The 20,237-nt window shown below is 59.8% G+C and carries 18 protein-coding genes, 4 tRNA genes and 1 pseudogene; 7 read left to right on the top strand and 16 right to left on the bottom strand.

Going from position 1 to position 20,237, the window contains the following annotated elements:
• Window positions 1-130: 130 nt before the first annotated feature.
• Window positions 131-1,870 (top strand): dipeptidase, encoded by a 1,740-nt coding sequence (locus ACYZT5_RS16505; protein WP_462052014.1) that lies wholly within the window; start codon window positions 131-133, stop codon window positions 1,868-1,870.
• A 145-nt stretch (window positions 1,871-2,015) separates the two neighbouring features.
• On the opposite strand, the gene ACYZT5_RS16510 is transcribed toward ACYZT5_RS16505, so the two are convergent.
• The 4 genes from ACYZT5_RS16510 to ACYZT5_RS16525 form a co-directional block, all read right to left on the bottom strand.
• A tRNA-Gly gene (locus ACYZT5_RS16510) sits at window positions 2,016-2,091 on the bottom strand.
• A 3-nt stretch (window positions 2,092-2,094) separates the two neighbouring features.
• A tRNA-Glu gene (locus ACYZT5_RS16515) sits at window positions 2,095-2,170 on the bottom strand.
• A 105-nt stretch (window positions 2,171-2,275) separates the two neighbouring features.
• Window positions 2,276-2,351 (bottom strand) — tRNA-Gly (locus ACYZT5_RS16520).
• A gap of 2 nt (window positions 2,352-2,353) precedes the next feature.
• Window positions 2,354-2,429: transfer RNA gene (locus tag ACYZT5_RS16525), tRNA-Glu, on the bottom strand.
• Between the two features lie 393 nt (window positions 2,430-2,822).
• Here ACYZT5_RS16525 and ACYZT5_RS16530 point away from each other — a divergent pair.
• Entirely contained in the window at window positions 2,823-3,581 is a 759-nt protein-coding gene (locus ACYZT5_RS16530) for a hypothetical protein (RefSeq protein WP_462052015.1), read from the top strand.
• A gap of 301 nt (window positions 3,582-3,882) precedes the next feature.
• On the opposite strand, the gene ACYZT5_RS16535 is transcribed toward ACYZT5_RS16530, so the two are convergent.
• The 4 genes and pseudogenes from ACYZT5_RS16535 to ACYZT5_RS16550 form a co-directional block, all read right to left on the bottom strand.
• Window positions 3,883-4,764 carry a methyl-accepting chemotaxis protein gene (locus tag ACYZT5_RS16535; protein ID WP_371317146.1) on the bottom strand — a complete coding sequence of 294 codons (882 nt, stop codon included), beginning with the start codon at window positions 4,762-4,764 and terminating at the stop codon, window positions 3,883-3,885.
• A 27-nt stretch (window positions 4,765-4,791) separates the two neighbouring features.
• Window positions 4,792-5,847: pseudogene (locus ACYZT5_RS16540) on the bottom strand (methyl-accepting chemotaxis protein); the annotation flags it as partial.
• 108 nt (window positions 5,848-5,955) lie between these two features.
• Window positions 5,956-7,347 (bottom strand): aminotransferase-like domain-containing protein, encoded by a 1,392-nt coding sequence (locus ACYZT5_RS16545; RefSeq protein ID WP_462052016.1) that lies wholly within the window; start codon window positions 7,345-7,347, stop codon window positions 5,956-5,958.
• A gap of 184 nt (window positions 7,348-7,531) precedes the next feature.
• Window positions 7,532-8,293 (bottom strand): SDR family oxidoreductase, encoded by a 762-nt coding sequence (locus ACYZT5_RS16550; protein WP_462052017.1) that lies wholly within the window; start codon window positions 8,291-8,293, stop codon window positions 7,532-7,534.
• A gap of 101 nt (window positions 8,294-8,394) precedes the next feature.
• On the opposite strand from ACYZT5_RS16550, the gene ACYZT5_RS16555 reads away from it, so the two are divergent.
• Together ACYZT5_RS16555 and ACYZT5_RS16560 are read left to right on the top strand one after the other, a co-directional pair.
• Complete coding sequence (locus tag ACYZT5_RS16555) at window positions 8,395-8,532, top strand: hypothetical protein (protein ID WP_462052018.1); 138 nt, start codon at window positions 8,395-8,397, stop codon at window positions 8,530-8,532.
• On the top strand, window positions 8,529-9,533 hold the full coding sequence (locus ACYZT5_RS16560; protein ID WP_129437508.1) for an NADP-dependent oxidoreductase: 1,005 nt from the start codon (window positions 8,529-8,531) through the stop codon (window positions 9,531-9,533). Before ACYZT5_RS16555 ends, ACYZT5_RS16560 begins: the two co-directional genes overlap by 4 nt.
• Window positions 9,534-9,672: 139 nt before the next feature.
• Here the strand turns inward: ACYZT5_RS16560 and pyrF are convergent, their stop codons facing one another.
• Window positions 9,673-10,371, bottom strand: a complete 699-nt coding sequence (pyrF, locus tag ACYZT5_RS16565) for an orotidine-5'-phosphate decarboxylase (RefSeq protein WP_185752715.1) — start codon at window positions 10,369-10,371, stop codon at window positions 9,673-9,675.
• 293 nt (window positions 10,372-10,664) lie between these two features.
• Between pyrF and ACYZT5_RS16570 the strand changes: the two genes are divergently transcribed.
• The 3 genes from ACYZT5_RS16570 (at window position 10,665) to xopAW (ending at window position 13,465) form a co-directional block, all read left to right on the top strand.
• Window positions 10,665-11,423, top strand: a complete 759-nt coding sequence (locus ACYZT5_RS16570; RefSeq protein WP_033053235.1) for a response regulator — start codon at window positions 10,665-10,667, stop codon at window positions 11,421-11,423.
• Window positions 11,423-12,475: a sensor histidine kinase gene (locus ACYZT5_RS16575; protein ID WP_462052019.1), complete on the top strand. Its 1,053-nt coding sequence runs from the start codon at window positions 11,423-11,425 to the stop codon at window positions 12,473-12,475. The genes ACYZT5_RS16570 and ACYZT5_RS16575 overlap by 1 nt, the downstream gene beginning before the upstream one ends.
• A 144-nt stretch (window positions 12,476-12,619) precedes the next feature.
• Window positions 12,620-13,465: a XopAW family type III secretion system calcium-binding effector gene (xopAW, locus tag ACYZT5_RS16580; RefSeq protein ID WP_462052020.1), complete on the top strand. Its 846-nt coding sequence runs from the start codon at window positions 12,620-12,622 to the stop codon at window positions 13,463-13,465.
• 99 nt (window positions 13,466-13,564) lie between these two features.
• Here the strand turns inward: xopAW and ACYZT5_RS16585 are convergent, their stop codons facing one another.
• The 7 genes from ACYZT5_RS16585 to ACYZT5_RS16615 all read right to left on the bottom strand — a co-directional run bounded on the left by ACYZT5_RS16585 (window position 13,565) and on the right by ACYZT5_RS16615 (window position 20,211).
• Entirely contained in the window at window positions 13,565-14,620 is a 1,056-nt protein-coding gene (locus ACYZT5_RS16585; RefSeq protein ID WP_462052021.1) for an AI-2E family transporter, read from the bottom strand.
• A gap of 69 nt (window positions 14,621-14,689) precedes the next feature.
• Window positions 14,690-15,496, bottom strand: a complete 807-nt coding sequence (locus tag ACYZT5_RS16590; RefSeq protein WP_462052022.1) for a DUF4892 domain-containing protein — start codon at window positions 15,494-15,496, stop codon at window positions 14,690-14,692.
• 8 nt (window positions 15,497-15,504) lie between these two features.
• Entirely contained in the window at window positions 15,505-16,164 is a 660-nt protein-coding gene (locus tag ACYZT5_RS16595; protein WP_462052023.1) for a glutathione S-transferase family protein, read from the bottom strand.
• Window positions 16,165-16,214: 50 nt separating this feature from the next.
• Window positions 16,215-17,069 carry an alpha/beta hydrolase gene (locus tag ACYZT5_RS16600; RefSeq protein ID WP_462052024.1) on the bottom strand — a complete coding sequence of 285 codons (855 nt, stop codon included), beginning with the start codon at window positions 17,067-17,069 and terminating at the stop codon, window positions 16,215-16,217.
• Window positions 17,066-17,872 carry an alpha/beta fold hydrolase gene (locus tag ACYZT5_RS16605; protein ID WP_462052025.1) on the bottom strand — a complete coding sequence of 269 codons (807 nt, stop codon included), beginning with the start codon at window positions 17,870-17,872 and terminating at the stop codon, window positions 17,066-17,068. Before ACYZT5_RS16605 ends, ACYZT5_RS16600 begins: the two co-directional genes overlap by 4 nt.
• Window positions 17,873-18,067: 195 nt before the next feature.
• A complete protein-coding gene (locus ACYZT5_RS16610; RefSeq protein ID WP_462052026.1) occupies window positions 18,068-18,511 on the bottom strand; it encodes a hotdog fold thioesterase in 444 nt (147 codons plus the stop codon).
• 32 nt (window positions 18,512-18,543) lie between these two features.
• Complete coding sequence (locus tag ACYZT5_RS16615; protein ID WP_462052027.1) at window positions 18,544-20,211, bottom strand: AMP-binding protein; 1,668 nt, start codon at window positions 20,209-20,211, stop codon at window positions 18,544-18,546.
• Window positions 20,212-20,237: the final 26 nt, after the last annotated feature.

A 20,237-nucleotide genomic window follows, 5' to 3' on the forward strand; every position in this document is an offset into this window, starting at 1 on the left:
TGCGTTTCTGTGCGACAGATCCCACTTCGGGGACTCCCCTATCGCTCTCTCGTGGTGTTAGCTTGGTAACGTTTCTGTCTCATCGATCAGAAACTTCTCACAAACTGCCTGCAAAGGAATGCCCTCAGCAATGAATTTCTCACTCAAGCACCTGGCCGCGTCAACCCTGATACTGGCCGGCCTTTCGTCGTTCACCACGCTCGCGCACGCCAACATCAGCCCGCAACAGAGCGCGACTATCCTCAAGACCTTCAGTGACACATCAGTCACGGATTTCAGGCAATTCCTGGGAGGCGTGGCCAAGAGTGACCTGGCCAAAACCGCCAACCTCGGCCCGGCAATCAGTGCCTTTCTCGACAACAAAACCCTGTCTGCCGAACAGCAGAACGAGATCAATCGCCTGCTGGGTATTTATGCCCGGGTGAAATATGGCAGTGCGGCCGCCGAAACCCTGCGTGAACTGGTGGAAATACCGACCTTCCAAGTGGACGGTGTAGCCCAGCACGACAACCCTGAATTCATCAAGATCGCCGACAAGATCAAGGGCCTGGCCCAGGCCTTCAACCTGAACTTTCGCAACATCGACAACCGCGTCTATGAGATCTCCCTCGAAGGCAGTGGCGATGAAGTCGTGGGCATTCACGCGCATGCCGATGTGGTACCCGTGACACCAGAGAACTGGGTCCTGAAAGACGGCACCCAACTTGATCCGTTCAAAATCACCCTGATCGGCGACCGCATGTATGGCCGGGGCACCGAGGATGACAAAAACGGCATCGTGGTGGCGATGTACGCCATGAAGATCATCAAGGAAGAGAAGCTGCCACTGGCCAGGAACTTCAAGCTGTTGGTCGACACCACCGAAGAAACCACCGGCGACGCCATCCCTTATTACTTCGAACACAACCCGACGCCGAACTACAACCTGGCGCTGGATGGCGGCTATCCGGTGGTGATTGCCGAGAAAGGCTACGGCACAGTCATGGCCAACTTCCCGCGACGTAATGGTCAAGGCAAGGGCGCCGAAATCATCTCGATGACTGGCGGGATGGCCACCAACCAGATTCCTTCTGCTTCGGTGGCCACCCTTGTCACCGACAAGCCCGCCGAACTGGCTGCCAGCCTGCAAAAGGCCGGTACGGATTATGCCAAGCGCAATGGCGGTAACTTCGAGGTAAACGCCAAGGTCGACGGCAAGGACGTCAAGCTGACCTTCACCGGCGTTTCCGCTCACTCCTCCGAGCCCGAGTCCGGTGTTAACCCAGTGGCCAGGATGCTGGGCTTCATCCATAGCGTTGATGGAAAAGTCGCGCTGAAGCACAACCACATCACTGACGCTGCCCGCTACGCCGCCGACAACTGGGGCCTGGATTACCTGGGTGGCAAATTGGGGGTCGGCTTCTCCGATGCCTTCATGGGTCCGCTGACCACTTCCCTGACCTTTGTCGGGATGGATGACAAAGCCTTCAAGCTCGCGGTCAACCTGCGCGTGCCGAAGGGCGAGTCCCCGGAAGCGCTCAAGGCGAAAATTGCTGAAAAGATTGGCGCCTGGAGCAAGAAGACCCACGTAGCGGCGACCTTCACCTACTCGATCGCCGAGCCGATGTACCGCAACCCTGAGGGTGAATGGGTCAAGGCCTTGCTGGCGGTGTCCACTGAAAACCTGGGCATGGAACACAAGTTCGGCAGCTCCGCCGGCGCCACCTCGGTCCATGAGCTGCCCAATGGCGTGCAATTCGGTCTAGCCAGGCCCGAGGTCAAGTACACCGGCCACACCGACAACGAGTTCAAGACTGTCGACCAGTTCCTGCTGGACCTGCAGATCGTGACCGAGATGATGGGGCGCATCGGGCAGTTGCCGAAACTCTGATGCTCTTTCGGACCCGCTGTTCAGGCGGGGCCGACGCTTTGGTCGTCTTGATTCCAATACAAAAAAAAGGACCTTACGGTCCTTTTTTATGGATGACGCACAAACAAAAACGCCGCTCATTGCTGAGCGGCGTTTTCGTTAAATATGGAGCGGGAAACGAGACTCGAACTCGCGACCCCGACCTTGGCAAGGTCGTGCTCTACCAACTGAGCTATTCCCGCAAATGGCGTCCCCTAGGGGACTCGAACCCCTGTTACCGCCGTGAAAGGGCGGTGTCCTAGGCCACTAGACGAAGGGGACACGCTAACTGAAACACATGGTGTGTATTTCAGTGCCCAAATCCGTATCCGAAGATATCGGTTCTGGTTTCACTCAGCCCTGCCCGAAAGCAACGCTGTTTAAAATTGGAGCGGGAAACGAGACTCGAACTCGCGACCCCGACCTTGGCAAGGTCGTGCTCTACCAACTGAGCTATTCCCGCATTGGCGTCCCCTAGGGGACTCGAACCCCTGTTACCGCCGTGAAAGGGCGGTGTCCTAGGCCACTAGACGAAGGGGACACACGTACAACATTCACTCCCTACCGCGTTTCGCTGTGTGCTTTACGCTGTAAGTGGCGCGCATTCTATGGATGGATTGAGGGGTCGTCAACCCCCAGATATAAATTTATTTAAATCAATGACTTCGCCCTGCTTTAAGACACTAATCCGGCTTTTCCGTCGCCCGGCGTTTGACGCCTATATTCTGACATCCACCAAGACGTTATAGTCCACCCACGCCAAAGATGATGGCAATGTGCACCTCGCACGCTATTACTTATATAAGCAGGAACGCGGCCGATACAGGCAGTGCAGTAGCCGATTGAACTCGCTGAGCGGCGCTATGCGTCCCAATGCCAAGCCACTACACTCGCACGCGAACCCCATAAAGAGGTCTTACCGGTGACACCACTCATGATCACCCTGCTAGTCGTAGCCGGGATCGCACTATTGATCGCCATTGGCTACATGAACCATGTGGTGGAAAACAACAAGCTGGAAAAGGCCCGCGCCAAAGTTGAGCTCAACGATCGTCTGCGTCGTTGCGGTGAAATCACCGAGACCTTCCCCGGCCAGTTGATGACACCGGCACTCAAGCTGCTGTTGACTCGTCTGGAACTGAACGTCTGCCAACGCCTGCTCAATCTGGAAAAAACCAGTTCCAACCTCAAGGCACGGATCGGCGAACTGAGCGCCTTGGTCGGCCAGGGTGAATCGATCCCGGTCAACAACCCGCCGGCACCGATCCAGACCGAAGCCAAAGCCAAGGACGTACGCTTCCTGCTCGAAGCCCTGCACGGCCAAATCACCCGCGCTGCACAGGACGGCTTCTTGCCGACCAACGAAGCCAAACGCTGGATCCGCGAAGTTCGCCACATCCTGGTCCTGCTGCACATCGAATTCTTCAACAACCTCGGCCAGCACGCCCTGCAACAGAACCAGCCCGGCCAGGCCCGCCTGGCGTTCGAACGCGGCGTGCAATACCTGCGCAAACAACAGGAACCCCAGGTCTACGCCGAACAACTGGAATACCTGGAAAAACTCCTGGCTCGCGCCAACGCACAAGTCATGGACAACATCGCCCCGGTAGAAGGCGAAGTGAACCAGCTGACCGAAGGCCTCAAAGACGTCGAGGCCGATGCGGACTGGAAGAAAAAAGCGATCTACGACTGATTAGATAAAGCAGAAGAGAGAGCCACCTGAACAGGTGGCTTTTTTTTGCGTCGCGTTTGATAGGCGGGTACAGCCAGGACAGAAAGGTCGACTATCAGGCCACCTTCGCGAGCAGGCTCGCTCCCACAATGAAGCGGCGTACACCCGCCGACCGTTTACGAGCGGGTGATGGCATCAAATCCACCTATCGAGGTGTCCGGATTAGTTGACCACTGCACAGCACCGTTCGACGCAGTCGAACACATCGAGAGGTGGTCGAAGCGGCCGTTACCGCAGCAACGGATATACACTCAATCAAAAATCAGAGCCGAAAGTGCCCCACCATCCCCTTCAACTCAACCCCCAACTGCGCCAACTCAATACTGGAAGCCGCATTCCCCTGCATCGCCAACGAAGACTGATCCGCGCTGGCGCGAATACTCGTGACACTGCGATTAATCTCCTCAGCCACCGAACTCTGCTCCTCGGCAGCCGCTGCAATTTGCTGGTTCATCTGCTGAATCAAAGACACTGCCGCCGCAATACTCCCCAGCGCACTCTCAGTCTGCAACGCATCACTCACCGCCAGCTTCACCAACTCGCCACTGTTCTGAATCTGCTGAACAGAAGACTGAGCCGCCGAGCGCAAGGCACTCACCAATCGTTCGATCTCCTCGGTCGATTGCTGAGTGCGCTTGGCCAAGGCCCGCACTTCATCGGCCACCACCGCAAAGCCCCTGCCCTGCTCGCCGGCCCGCGCCGCCTCGATAGCCGCGTTGAGGGCCAACAGATTGGTCTGCTCGGCCACACTCTTGATGACGCTCAGCACCGTACCGATGTTCTGGATTTCCGCACTCAAACTTTCGATGCTCGAACTGGCCGAGGTCGCTGAATCCGCCAACTGCTCGATCCGCGCCATGCTCTGGCGCACCACCTGCTGACCACTTTCAACCTTGCCATCCGCCGTCTGAGCCGCCTGGGCAGCCTCCTCCGCGTTCCGCGCAACGTCATGCACGGTGGCGGTCATTTGATTCATCGCGGTAGCGACCTGTTCGGTTTCTTCCTTCTGGCTGCTGACTTCAAGATTGGTTTGCTCAGTCACCGCCGACAGCGACTGCGCTGAACTGGCCAACTGTTCGATACCCGCCTGCAAACCGCTGACAATACTGCTAAGCCCGGCACCCATCTGTTGCATGGCCTGCATCAACTGCCCGATCTCGTCACGGCGGGTCACTTCAACCGTCGCACTCAAATCGCCGGAGGCAATCTGCTGAGCGACACGGATCACACTGCGCAGCGGTGCCACGATCAACCGGGTAATCACCCAGGCCGCAATCAGCCCGACCAGCAGCGCCAGCGCCGAGGAACCGATGATCAGCAGCGAATTCTTTTTCAGCTCCGTCTGCATCGACTGGTCTTCGGCGACATAGGCCTGATCCACCCGTTCCACCACCTGAGCGGCGCGCTGATGCAGCTGCTCATAGACAGTCTTTTCCTGCGCCAGCAGGCCCGTGTACTCGGCCAGTTTTTCGCTGAATCCGCCAATGTGCCCGACCACTTCATTGAGGACGGTCTGATAACCCTCATCCTTGACCGTGGTTTTCAGCTGCTCGGCCTGGGTCAGTGCCTGGTCGGCCTGCTCAATCTTTCCCTGCCCCGCGCTGTCGTCGCCTTTGCGGCTCAGGTCCAGGCGCACACGTGCTTCGTTCATGGCTTGCAACATCAACCGCGACACCTGGCTGACCTGATTGGCTTGTTCGATGAACTGCCCGCCGTCCTTGCCTTCGGATTCCTTCAAGGTATAAGCGCCGTCATCGGCCAGCCCGGCCTGCAGCACGTCGAGGTTATTGGCCACGCTGGACACCGACCAACTGGCCATCTCCAGCGCCAGGTCCTTGGCCTGGCTGAGCGAGACGAACTCGTCAAAGGCCTTGCGGTAGGCCCCCAGTGACTGCTCGACGTCATTCATCACCGGCACGTTGGCCGCAGACGCCGCTTTCAGTTGGGTCGCCAGGGCGATCAGGCCGTCAACGCCCTCGTGCAGGGCATCGGCGGTTTTGGGGTTGCCGTGCAAGGCGTATTCCTGCTCGAGCAGTCTCACCTTGAGCAAACCGCTGTTGAGCGACGACATCTGCTTGAGCCCGTCGAAGCGCTGGCTGATGGTTTGCAGGGACCATACGCCGATGGCCGCCACCAAGGCTGTCAACAGCAGCACCAGTACAAATCCGACACCCAGTTTTTTCGCCATACCGAGGTTGGCAAAACGTCCTTGCACGGCCGAAATCATTGCACTTAGTCCCCTGATATAGTCTGTTGACGCAGATTCGCAACGGGCCTGTATCAACACAAGTCTCTGGCGTCGGAATAATGGCAAAAAGCTACGCTCACGTCGTTTTCAGAACGCTTGAGGTCGATCCAGAGCGGTGGCCTGAAAAAATGCCCGGGCCCGCGGATCACAGGCATAGGCCACATTGATGCGCTGCCAGTCATTGGCCTCTCCGGTGGGACTGAATGCCGTCGCAGAAGACAACAGGACACCGAAGCGCTGTGCCTGAGTCCGCACCTGAGCGTAGTCGGACATCCGAGATCGCGCCCAGATGAACAGGCCTCCGACCGGCTTGCCGAAGACCTCCCACTCGGCGTCTTCAAGCACTTGTAACGCCGCCTCCCTGTCATTGCTCAAACGCTGGCGCTGGCGCTGTACCAATTTGCGGTAGGCACCGTTGGCCAACAGGCTTGCCAGCACCGACTCGCAAAACCGTGAAGCGCCCATGCTGCTGATCATCTTGACCTCGGCCAGCCGCGAAATAACCCCGGCGCCGGCCACGACAAAACCGACCCGCAAGGAACTGCTGAGGGTTTTGGAATAACTGCCGACGTAGATCACGCTGTCATCAATATCGAGCGCGGCGAGCCGCGTACCGGGGCCGCTGTGCAAATCCGCATAGACGTCGTCTTCGATCACCAGAAGGCCATAGGTTTTAGCCAGTTGCAGAACCCGCTGCGCCACCGCCGGCGCCAGGCTGCTGCCCGTTGGATTGTGATAGAAGCTATTGATGAAGATCCCGCGAGGCCGGTCCTTCACCAGCAGCGCCTCAAGCGCTTCAATGTCCGGCCCGCGCGGGGTTCGCGGCACCTCGATCATGCTGACACCGTGCAGCCTGAGCAGATCGAACAGCAAGGAATAACCGGGATTCTCTACCACCACGCAATCACCCGGCTTGAACAAGGTCCGCACAATCAGGTCCAGTCCCTGACTGGCACCCGCCGTTGTCAGGATCCGGCTTTCCTCCACCACGATATCCAGCTGTTTCAGGCGTTTGTGGATCTGTTGGCGCAAGGCTGGCAGGCCCAGCGGCGTGCTGTAGTTGAACAAGCCAGCCATGTCGGTGCGGCTGACCTGACAGATCGCGTAGCTCAAGTCGTCAGTTTCGCGCCAGCTCTCGGGCAGCCCACCACACCCCAAGTTGAGCTCGCCCGAGGTACCGCCCTGCTTCACTTCTGCCCCCTCGAACCAGGGGCAATCCTGTTGCCCCTGAGTGGCCAGTGCTGGAATGGCGACAATGAAACCGGCGCCATGACGCGACGCCAGCACCCCTTGAGCCACCAGACGCTCACAGGCTTCAACGACGCTGGACTGACTGAGCAAATTGATCCGGGCGATTTGCCGCACAGAAGGCAAACGCGTCCCCGGCGGCACCTCGCCACGGCGAAGCCAGCAGGCTAGCGCGTCGACGATTTGCTGTACGACCGGCACCAATGCCCGTCGATCGATTCTCAACTCCATGAGCAAGCAAACTCCTGTCCGTTTTGCGGGAAACAGTTAATCACAGGAGCGGTCGATGAGCTGTGCGACAACGCCGCCAAAACCCTCGGTTCTAACCATTTGAAACACATTGTCCGGCCCCTTTGAGGAACCGAAAAAAAACCCGCACAAATGCGGGTTTTTTCCTACGTTGCAGTGCCTGGTTTCAGAACGCTGTCACGCCACCGTCCACCGCCAGTGAATGCCCCGTGGTGAACGCTGCACCGTCGCTGCACAAGTACAGCACCGCACTGGCAATTTCCTCGACCTTGCCGATGCGCCCGACCGGGTGCATGGCATTGGCGAACTCACCTTTCTTCGGGTCAGCTTCATAGGCACGGCGGAACATGTCGGTGTCGATCACGGCCGGACACACCGCGTTCACCCGAATCTTTTTCTTGGCGTATTCGATGGCCGCCGACTTGGTCAGGCCGATCACCGCGTGTTTCGATGCCGCGTAAATGCTCATCTTCGGCGCAGCCCCAAGGCCGGCTACCGAAGCGGTGTTGACGATCGCACCGCCGCCTTGGGCCAGCAGTAAGGGCAACTGGTACTTCATGCACAACCAGACGCCCTTGACGTTGACGCCCATGATCGCGTCGAACTCATCGACCGTACCCTCGGCGAGCTTGCCTTTCTCGATCTCGATACCGGCGTTGTTGAAGGCATAGTCGAGACGGCCGTAGGTATTGACCACCTCGTCCATCAGATTTTTTACATCGCTTTCCAGCGTGACGTTGCAGCGCACGAAGGTAGCTTCACCGCCAGCGGTACGAATCAGCGCCACCGTATCCTCACCACCCGCCACGTCCAGGTCGGCCACTATCACTTTCAAGCCTTCAGCGGCGAACGCCTGGGCGGTCGCGCGGCCAATGCCATTGGCGGCGCCCGTCACAACGGCGACCTGGCCAGAAAACGTCATGCTCATTGTTATGTCCTCGAAGAGAAGATGCGGGGGATCACGTGTTCGCAATCTAGCCACAGGGGCCTGCGGCACGGCAGCACTATCAGAAGGCCGGTTGGGCGCCCATGAGTGACAGTGATAAAACCGTCGGCTCGACTATCACTGCACTGGATCGATATGCATTCGCCGCATCAGCCAAACTTGCGGCATCGGTCTTGAAGGTCTATCAACAAGTCTTCATTCATCTTGAGTGCCTGTCATGACTACCCAGACCAATCGCCAGTTCCTGCTCGCCAAACGTCCGGTGGGCGCGGCGACCCGTGAGACCTTCACCTATCAAGAAGTACCGGTCGGCGAACCGGCTGCGGGTCAGATTCTGGTCAAAAACGAATACCTGTCCCTGGACCCGGCCATGCGTGGCTGGATGAACGAGGGCAAGTCCTACATCCCGCCAGTCGGTATCGGCGAAGTGATGCGCGCATTGGGGGTAGGCAAAGTCGTTGCCTCGAATAATCCGGGCTTTGCGGTCGGGGATTACGTCAACGGTGCCCTGGGTGTGCAGGATTACTTCCTCGGCGAGCCACGAGGTTTCTACAAGGTCGATCCGAAACTGGCGCCGCTGCCGCGTTATCTGTCGGCGCTGGGCATGACCGGGATGACCGCTTATTTCGCCCTGCTCGATGTCGGCGCACCAAAGGCGGGTGACACCGTGGTGTTGTCAGGTGCTGCGGGTGCGGTGGGGAGCATTGCCGGGCAGATCGCCAAGATCAAAGGTTGCCGCGTAGTCGGTATTGCCGGGGGCGCGGACAAGTGCCAGTTCCTGATCGACGAACTGGGTTTTGACGGTGCCATCGATTACAAAAACGAAGACGTCCACGCCGGCCTCAAGCGCGAATGTCCGAAAGGTGTCGATGTGTATTTCGATAACGTCGGCGGCGATATCCTCGACGCGGTGTTGAGTCGCCTGGCCATGAAAGCGCGAGTGGTGATTTGCGGCGCCATCAGCCAGTACAACAACAAGGAAGCGGTCAAAGGCCCGGCCAACTACCTGGCGCTGCTGGTCAATCGCGCGCGGATGGAAGGCTTTGTGGTAATGGACTACGCCGCACAGTTCGCCGCCGCCGGGCAAGAAATGGCCGGCTGGATGGCCAAGGGGCAGCTCAAGAGCAAGGAAGATATCGTTGAAGGACTGGAGACGTTCCCGGAAACGCTGATGAAGTTGTTCAGCGGCGAGAATTTCGGGAAGTTGGTGTTGAAGGTCTGATCCAAAATTTGAAGAGACCCAAAAACCAATGTGGGAGCGAGCCTGCTCGCGAAAGCGGTGTATCAGTCAACAATGATGTCGGCTGACACTCCGTATTCGCGAGCAGGCTCGCTCCCACATTTGGCTATGCGGCGTTTTGTTAGGCGAGTTCGGCGACTACGGCCGCCAACGCCTTGGCTGGATCCGCTGCCTGGCTGATCGGACGGCCGATCACCAGATAATCGGAACCGGCATCCAGCGCCTGACGCGGCGTCAGAATGCGACGCTGATCATCCTGGGCGCTGCCCGCCGGACGAATCCCCGGGGTCACCAGTTGCAGCGACGGGTGCGCCGATTTCAGGGCCCGGGCTTCCAGTGCCGAGCAAACCAGACCATCCATCCCGGCTTTTTCCGCCAACGCTGCCAGACGCAACACTTGCTCCTGCGGCTCGATATCCAGTCCGATACCCGCCAGATCTTCACGCTCCATGCTGGTCAGCACGGTCACGCCGATCAGCAATGGCTTCGGACCGGTGCGCTGGTCGAGGACTTCACGGCACGCGGCCATCATGCGCAAACCACCGGAGCAGTGCACATTGACCATCCACACGCCCATTTCCGCAGCCGCCTTGACAGCCATGGCGGTGGTGTTCGGGATGTCATGGAACTTGAGGTCCAGGAACACTTCGAAACCCTTGTCACGCAGGGTGCCAACGATTTCCGAAGCGCAGCTGGTGAACAGTTCTTTACCGACTTTGACCCGGCACAGCTTCGGGTCCAACTGATCGGCCAGCTTCAGTGCGGCGTCACGGGTGGGGAAATCCAGGGCGACGATGATAGGAGTCTGGCAGGCGGACATGAGTGGGCTCTCAGGCAGGTCGAAATCGGCGCGCATTGTAGCGGAACCAGCGCCTCTGCGGGACCCGATGATCGGTAATTCGTCGAGACGGCTCAAGCAAGATTAGCCCTTGTGCCAATTGTGTCGACTCAGATACACACACGACACGCCTGCAACACCCTTCAACGTTACCTTCGGCAGCCGCAACACGTCCTTACAGCACTTCCCGCCTCCGGGCCGGACGCCTATGCTGAAACCACAACCTCGCAGCCCATCTTTGTGGTTGGCAGCCTACCTGGCAGATGAACGCACGCATGCACAACCTCCACGCACCTGTGAACGACGATCAAAAAGCGCCCGGCGACGACAAACGCTGGAGCATTCGTGCCCTGATCGTCGACGATGACGTCCCGATCCGCGAACTGATGATCGACTACCTGGCCCGGTTCAACATTCACGCCAGCGGCGTCACCGATGGCGCCGCAATGCGCCTGGCGCTGCAAGCGGAGCATTTCGACGTCGTGGTGCTCGACCTGATGCTGCCCGGCGAAGACGGTTTGTCGCTGTGCCGCTGGCTACGCGCCGAATCGGACATCCCGATCCTGATGCTCACCGCCCGCTGCGAACCCACCGACCGGATCATCGGCCTGGAACTGGGCGCCGACGACTACATGGCCAAGCCGTTCGAACCGCGAGAATTGGTGGCGCGCATCCAGACTATCCTGCGGCGGGTGCGCGACGATCGCACTGAACAGCGGGCCAACATCCGTTTCGACAACTGGCGCCTGAACAGCGTGCTGCGTCAGTTGATCGCCGCTGATGGCCTGGTGGTGCCGCTGTCCAACGCCGAGTTTCGTTTGCTCTGGGTGTTCATCGAACGTCCGCGTCGGGTACTCAGCCGCGAACAACTGCTGGACGCCGCTCGCGGTCGCTCGATCGAAGCCTTTGATCGCAGCATCGATCTGCTGGTCTCGCGCCTGCGCCAGAAACTCGGTGATGACCCGAAAGCCCCGCAGTTGATTAAAACCGTTCGCGGTGAGGGTTATCTGTTCGACGCCAGAGACATCGGCTGATGCGTGCACGCTTCGATACGCTATTCGGCCGCCTGTTTGGCATGCTGCTGGTGGCGATCATCCTGGCGCACCTGTTGGCGTTTTTCTGGTTTCATTATTACGGCCCCCCGCCGCCCCCACCGCCGCCAGGGTTTTCCGAAAACTTCGACGGACAGCATCCGCCGATGGACCCACGCTTCGAAAAACGCCCCCCGCGGCCGTGGTTCGGCGGCCCTTTGGTGCCGCTGACCTTTCAACTGGTCTCGCTCATCATTGCCGCGTGGTACGGCGCCAAACTGTTGAGCCGACCGATCCAGCGTCTGAGCGATGCTGCCGAGCGGCTGAGCGAAAACCTCGACAGCCCGCCTCTGGATGAATCCGGCCCACGGGAAGCACGGCAAGCGGCGCACACCTTCAACAAGATGCAGCAACGCATTCGTGAACAAGTGCAGCAACGCTCGCGGATGCTTGGCGCCGTCTCCCACGACCTGCGCACGCCGCTGTCGCGGCTCAAGCTGCGGCTGGAGCAGATCGACGACAACAAACTGCAAGGCCAGATGCGTCAGGATCTGGACGACATGATCAGCATGCTCGATGCCACCCTCACTTACCTGCACGAGCAGCGCACCAGTGAGGCCCTGCAGTGGATGGACGTGCAGGCGCTGGTCGAATCCCTGAGTGAAAACGCCCAGGACCAGGGCGCCGATGTTCTCACCAGCGGCCACTGCGCACCGTTGCAAGTGCAGCCGATGGCCTTGCGCTCGTGCATCAACAACCTGCTGGACAATGCCCTGCGTTATGCCGGGCAGGCAGTGATTACGCTCCAAGACACTCGCGAAACCCTGGTGATCCGGGTCATCGACCAAGGGCCAGGTATTGCGGCGGATAAACGTGAAGCCGTGTTCGAGCCGTTCTTTCGTCTGGAAGGATCGCGCAACCGCAACTCCGGTGGTGTCGGGCTGGGCATGACCATCGCCCGCGAGGCGGCCGAACGCCTGGGTGGACATCTGAGCCTGGAAGAAACCCCGGGGGGTGGTTTGACCGCCGTTATCCGGTTACCTCGATCCGTGTAATTGGATGGCGAAGCCTGCTGCTACAAGGACCCGTCTTACTCTGTGTACCGTTCGGTACAAACCTCACATACCCACGACAACTTGCCCCTTGAGGCTGCATAAGCCGGTGCACCCACCGGTTACCCATTCCAAGGAGTGAGCCCAATGATCGGCAGCGTCAGCAGTTACACGAGCTATACCAGCACCAACAGCACCACGACCAGCACCGCCCGCAGTCAACAATTTCAGAAAGACCTGCTCGCCAAACTCGACAGCAACAGCGACGGCGCAGTGGATCAGGACGAACTCAAGAGCGCCCTGTCGCAGAAAACCGACGACGGCCTGCTGGTCAGCCTGAGCAAGAATTTCGCCGACCTGGACAGCGACGACAGCGGCAGCCTGAGCAGTGAAGAAATGGCCGCGATGGCCCCCCCGCCGCCGCCACAGGATCAGGCACCGAACACTGAGCTGGCTGACGCGCTGATCAGCGCCCTGGACGCCGACGGTGACGGCGCCATCAGCAGCGATGAGCTGAGCAATGGCCTGACCAGCGCCGGTAGCAGCGCCGACAGCGCAGAAATCTTCTCGGCCCTGGACAAAAACGAAGACGGCACCGTCAGCCAGGACGAACTCGCCGCCAGCCTCGCCCCGCCGCCACCGCCACCTCAACAAGTCTCCAGCGAAGAACTGTTCAGCCAGCTCGATGCGGACAGCGACGGCAGTGTCAGCGCCACCGAACTGACCAGTGCGTTGCAGACCAGCAGCACGTCATCGTCCAGCACCGACACCAGTGCCGCGTTGCTCAAAGTGCTGGATAGCGACGACAGTGGCGGCGTCAGCAGCGACGAGTTGAAAGCGGCGTTGCAAGCCGGCCGCGAGAGAAACACGGACAGCTCCACCGATCAGTCGAACGTTTCCGAAGCCCTGAACAAAATGATCGCCAACCTGAGCAAGCAGTACTCGCTCGACAACGTGGCGACCGTGGGCAAATACCTGAACGAGGCCACTTAAATCAAAAGCTTCGCGGGCAAGCCTCGCTCCTACGGTCATGCACTATACCTGTAGGAGCGAGGCTTGCCCGCGAAGAGGCCCTAAGCCCCAACAAAAATCTCAGGGCCGGCGATCCTCAACCCGAGCCTGACTCTTGCTCCAGTCCGTCAGCAGGCTGTAGGCCACTGCCAACAATGTCGGGCCGATGAACAAGCCAATAAACCCAAAGGCAATCAACCCGCCAAACACCCCGAGCAGGACAATCACCAACGGCAAATTTCCGCCCCGGCTGATCAAATACGGTTTGAGCACGTTGTCGACGCCACTGATGATGAACGTCCCCCAAATCCCGAGAAACACCGCCATCCCGTACTCACCCTTCCAGGCCAGCCACGCCGTGGCCGGAATCCACACCAGTGGCGGCCCCATCGGAATCAGGCTCAGCAAAAACGTAACAATCCCCAGCACAAGCGCCCCGGGAACCCCGGCAATCAAAAACCCGATCAACGCCAGAACCGCTTGGGCCGCCGCCGTCCCGATCACACCGTTCACCACCCGCTGCACCGTGCCCGCCACCAATTCAATGTAATACCCGGCACGGTCACCAATCAGCCGTTCCAGCAGCCCATGGACAAACGCCGCCAAACGCGGCCCGTCACGGTAGAAAAAGAACACGAAAACGATACTCAACGTCAGCTCGAGAATCCCGCCGCCAATCTGCGCACTGCGCGCCAGCAACCAATTGCCGACCTGGCCCAGATAAGGTTTGACCGCCAGCATCATCGCCGCGCCCTGCTGATCGATGCTGTTCCAGATCCCCACCAGCCGCTCGCCCACCAAGGGAACACTGCCCAGCCAGGTCGGCGCTTGCGGCAGCCCATCGACCTGCACATCCTTGATGAACGCCGTGGCATCGCGCACATGGTCCGCGAGGTTGAACCCCAGCCACACCAGCGGCACCGCCACCAGCAACATCCAGCCCAGCGTCAGCAATGCCGCCGCCAGCGACTCGCGACCATTGAGCCAACGCGTCAGCAAACGCATCAGCGGCCAACTGGCAAACGCCAGCACCGCCCCCCAGAACAGCGCCGACCAGAACGGCGCCATCACCCAGAAGCTCGCGCCAAACAGCACCAGGAGCAGGATCTGCACCAACAGCCGATCGTTATTGATCATCTAAATCTCGAAAAAAGTCCGTCAGCAAAAGAGTAGGCGAACGCGGCTTGCACGTTCGCCTGATAAAGCTTATCGCAACAGTTCGATGTGCAAGCCTGCGCCCTCGACGCTGCCGGCTTCCATCCTGGCGGTACGCACACCCTGTCCGATCAGTGCCTGACGCCAGGCTTCGGCCTTCGGCCCGGAAACACTGACCCGCAACGTGGTGTCCAGATTCAATCCACGGGAGATCAGGCGCAGCCAGGTATCGTCAGGATCGCCGGTCAGTTTGGGCAAATCGAGCTCACCGGTGCTTTTGAGCTCCCGAAGCAAGGTTGCAGACGTCGGCAGCAAATCGCCCAGCGGCGCAGCGGCGTCGAATTGTTCGACGTGCAAATAAGCTTTGCGATTGCCGCGCGTGATGCTGTAAAGCGCCACCAGCGTGTTGTCCTGCGGGGCCGCCAGGCGCAACAGCAAATACGCTTGCTGATCATCCGCGCCATAGAGCTTGGCATTGCCGAAGACATCGTTAGCCCACAGGCTGCTTTCGCCGCAATCACGAGCCTGGCACCAGAACAGCAACTGGGCGTCCTGCTTCTGCAAGGCTTCGCGAGCGGCAGTAAATGCTTCTGTGGAGGAGTGCTCCGCCGGCAGCTCGTAGGTCACCGAGGTGGTTTTCCCCCGGGCGCTGACCTGACCGTCGAAACGCAACTGGCCGCTGATCTTGCGGATCGAACCCAGTGGATAGATCCGCTCAAGTTCGACGACCGGACGATAGTCGACGATCTGCGCATCGGCCATACGCGGCACGATTGGCAGGTCCTGGCTGCCCGGGACATCGGCGGCAAACAACAGGGGACTGAAACAACACAGCGCCAGCAGACTGAGTGAACGCATGGATAGACTCATCGGATCAGCATGGCCTGGGCACCCTTGATGATACTGGCGTCATCAATGTACTCCGGCACCAGCAAACCACGCTGCACCGCCGGACGCGCCTCCATGGTCGCCATCCAGCGCTGCAAGGCCGGCAAACCATCGACCTCGACACCCGACCATTCGTGGCTGCGGACCCACGGATAAGTGGCGATGTCGGCAATGCTGTACGCGCCCGCAAGGAACTCTACGGCTTGCAGGCGCGTGTCGAGTACTTCATAGAGACGACGGGTTTCATGCTGATAACGGTCGATGGCGCCCTGGAGTTTCTCCGGAAAATAACGGAAAAACACGTTGGCCTGACCTTGCATCGGGCCGATCCCACCCATCTGGAACATCAGCCATTGCAACACTACCGAGCGCCCCTTGGGGTCTTTGGGCAGCAGTTTGCCACTCAGTTCAGCGAGGTAGATCAGGATGGCGCCGGATTCGAACACGGCAAAATCGCCGTTGGCGCGGTCGACGATCGCCGGAATCCGGCCATTGGGATTGATCTTGAGGAAATCTTTGGACTTCTGTTCCTTTTTGTCGAAACTCAAGGCGTGCACCGTGTAGGGCAAGCCGAGTTCCTCGAGCACGATAGAGACCTTGTGGCCATTCGGGGTCGCAGCGGTGTAGAGATCTATCATGGTTGTCTCCCATTTCAACCCGCCCAGCCTCGACAGTTGCCCGGCGCAAGTCAAGGAACGGCGAAGAACCGATTGAAACAGTCTGCGACAAGGTCGGCGCCGGGTTCGTCATTCAGGTGCAAATGATGGCCGCCAGACAGCTGTTCACGGCTAAAGGGTAGACGCTCCAGCAACTCGGGATGTTTGGCGAGCATGCCGTCGGCAGCCACCACCAGTTTTGCAGGACAACTGACCCGCTGGACGAAGGCCATCGCCTGTTCGGTGGTCAGACGCAGCGGCGACGGTAACGTGAGGCGGTTATCGGTGCGCCAGGTATAACCGCCCGGCACCGGCATCAACCCACGTTGGGCCAGTAGTTCGGCGGCTTCGCGACTGACCGCTACCAAGCCTTTCATGCGCGCTTCGATGGCCCGGTCGAGCGTTTTGTAGACCGGTTTGCGCTTCTCCCGCAAATCCAGCTGCGCTTGCAGGGCCATGCCCATCCGTTCGGCAGCGTTTTCGCCTTTGTCTGTAGGAGGAATGATGCCGTCGATCAACGCCAGATGGGTCACCCGCTCCGGCAACGAACCGGCCAGCACCAGCGAAACAATCGCGCCCATGGAATGCCCCAGCAGCGCGAAGCGTTTCCAGCCCAGTTGTTCGGCGACTTGCAGCACGTCATGGGCGTAGTCCCACAGCGCGTACCCGGCACCGGTCGGACGATGCCCGGAATGACCGTGACCGGCCATGTCCAGCGCAATGATGCGCAAGCCTTTGAGCTTCGGCGCCAGTCGGGCAAAGCTGTTGGCGTTGTCCAGCCAGCCATGTAAAGCGATCACCGGCATGCCGTCTTCGGGACCGAACAGGTGCGCTGCCAGCTCGATGTGCGGCAGGCTCAGGCGGACTTCTTCAACGACGTTGCTCATGCGCAATCCTGTTGGCGGCGACCTTCCCAGCGGCTGAACAGATTTTTCAGTAGCGTGGCCGTGTCCTGGGGACGCTCGAGGGGAAACATGTGGCCGCCGGGCATGGTCAGAGACTCGCCCAGCGGCATGCGCCCCACAGCGCTTGCGTGATGACGCATCACCACGCGGCTCTTGTGCCCTCGAACGACGGCCAGCGGCACTTTCAGCTGACGTGCGCGGCCGGGGCTGGTGTGCGGCACGCCGCGGTAGATGCTGATTTCCGTGGCCGGGTCGAAGCGCAAACGCAGCGCGTCGCCCACCTTGTGCAAGCCGTGTTGCAGGTAGGCGTCGAAGCATTCCGGGTCGAAGCCACGGAACAGGGTTTTGCCAGCGAAATACAGCCGAGCCGCTTCCAGATCGGCGAACTCTTCGCGCCGCCCCAACGTACGGCCGGCCGGGGTCAGGCGATCGATGAAACCAAAGCGTTTGGCCGCACGGATCACCCATTGATCGGCACGGGTCAGCACCGGCGAATCAAGCATCACCACGCCGCGATAGAGCGCGGGGCACCGCAACGCCGCGTGCAGATGCAGCACGCCACCGAAGGAGTGGCCGACGCCCCATACCGGTTCCGGTTGCTGTTTGAGGTGATGAATCAGCTCGTCCACCAGGTTGTACCAGTTGTCGTCCGCCGGAAAACGCGGGTCGTGGGCGTGCTGCTCCAGATGCGTCACCTGATACTCGGGCGCCAGCGCCGCGAACAACTTGCCGTAGGTGCCCGAGGGGAACCCGTTGGCGTGGGCGAAAAATATCTGCTGCGACATACCGGTCGATCCATGAGCTAGAACAGGGGTTGATTGTCCGTAAGACGACGTCCTTCAGCAATGACCATAACTGCCAGGAATGGTGGTAGGAGATATCGCAAAGATCAAAAGATCGCAGGCTTCGCCAGCTCCTACAGGATGTACGCAATTAAATGTAGGAGCTGCCGCAGGCTGCGATCTTTTGATCTTGAAACATCAACGTCCCGGTGGATTCTCACCCAACGGCACCACCGCCATGGTCAACCGCGACACACAACTGGCCTTGCCCTCATCGCTGGTCAAACGGATATCCCAGACATGCGTCGTGCGGCCAATGTGAATCGGCTTGGCCACCGCCGTGACCCGCCCATTGCGCAAGCCGCGCAAATGGTTGGCGTTGATTTCCAGGCCTACGCAGTAATACTTGCTGGCATCGATGCACAGGTAACTGGCCATCGAGCCCACGGTTTCGGCCAACACCACCGAGGCGCCGCCGTGCAGCAAGCCATAAGGCTGGTGAGTGCGATGGTCGATGACCATGCTCGCGGTCAGGGACTCTTCGTCGAAGGCTTCGAAGCGAATATCCAGCACTTCGCCAATGGTGTTTTTCTGGATTGCGTTCAGCTGCTCGACGTTGGGAGTGGTACGCCACAGACTCATCGTTGCTTTCCTTGGTTGGTTTTATTCGTGGCTCAATCCTGCCACAGCACCGCTTCACTGCGCTCGCTCCATTCTTCGAAACGGGCACCGTACGCGGCTTCGATCATGTTGCGCTTGATCTTCAGGGTCGGCGTCAGGAAGCCGTTTTCCACCGCCCAACTGTCCTTGACCACCACCAATCGACGCAAGCGTTCGTGTTTGTCGAGGGCGCCGTTGACCTCCTCCAAGAGTTTTTCCAGGCTTGAATGCAGACCTGCGCGCGCCGTTCCGCTGGCATCCTGCTGACCGACCGCCGAGAGCACGCACAACCCCAGCGGCGCACTCAAGCCATCGCCGACCACACAGACCTGTTCGATCCGCGAATGCACCGCCAGACGATTTTCGATCGGTGCCGGGGCGACATATTTGCCTTTGCTGGTCTTGAAAATCTCTTTCAGGCGCCCAGTCAGGCGCAGGTTACCTTCGGCGTCCTCCTCCCCCATGTCACCCGTGCGCAGGAAGCCGTCCTCGGTGATGGTTTCGGCGGTTTTCTCAGGCTCCTTGAAATACCCGAGCATGGTCGCACCACTGCGCACCATGACCTCGCCCGACTCGGCAATCCACACCTCAACCTCCGGGCATGGCTTGCCGATCCAGCCGGGTTTGTTCTGGCCCGGCAGGCCAACGTGCGAATAGCCGCAGCTTTCGGTCATGCCGTAGACCTCCAGCACATCCAGCCCCAGTTTGCGGTACCACAGCAGCAAGGTCTGCGGCACTGGCGCGGCGCCGGACAACGCGATGCGCAAGGCATCCAGCCCAAGCCCGACGAGGACTTTGTGCCCGACCCGCTTGCCGATGATCGGCAGACCGAGCAGGAAGTCGAGGCGCTTTGCCGGGATCTTGCTGTACACGCCCATCTGGAATTTGGTCCAGATCCTCGGCACGCCAAACAGCGCGGTCGGTCGTGCACGACGCAAGTCGGTGAGGAAGGTGTCCAGGTTCTCGGCAAAAAATACCGTTTGCCCGGTGTAGATCGACGCCAACTCGACGAACATCCGCTCGGCGACATGGCACAGCGGCAGGTAGGACAGCAGCCGATCCGACTCATTCAGGCCGAACAACTGCGTGCCGCGCGTGGTGGCAAACCCCAGACTGGCGAAGCTGTGCATCACACCTTTGGGCATGCCGGTGGTGCCGGAGGTGTAAATAATGGTCGCCAACTGGTCGGCGGACGGCTTGGGATCGTCCTGGATCGGTGAGCTCTTTTGCAGGTCGGCCCAGCTGAAATCGAACGTGCCGGGCGGATGCAACGGCAGGCTGATCGTCGGCAGATCAGCGCTGACCCCGCGAGACATGCCAGGCCAGTCATCGAGTTTGCCGATGAACACCAACGCCGCTTCGGAATGTTCAAGAACCTGGGCCACGGTCTCGGCGGTAAGGTTCGGGTAGAGCGGCACCGACACATGGCCGGCCATCCAGATCGCCAGGTCGGCGATGATCCAGTGCGCGCAGTTTTTCGAGATCAGGGCGATGTGGCTGCCGTGTGGCAATTCGCGCGCCCGCAACCAGTGTGCGGCGCAACGGGCCTGATGCCCGACGTCTTCCCAGGTCAGCGTTTCGACCTGGCCGCCGCCCGTGGGCTGGACCAAAAAGCGCTGGCGGGGATGGCGCGCTTCACGCTCGTAGAAAACGTCCAACGGCAAACGAAAAGCAGCAGGCATGCGACTCGCTCCTTTATTTTTGGTCT

The sequence above is a fragment of the Pseudomonas sp. LB3P14 genome (assembly GCF_054898045.1).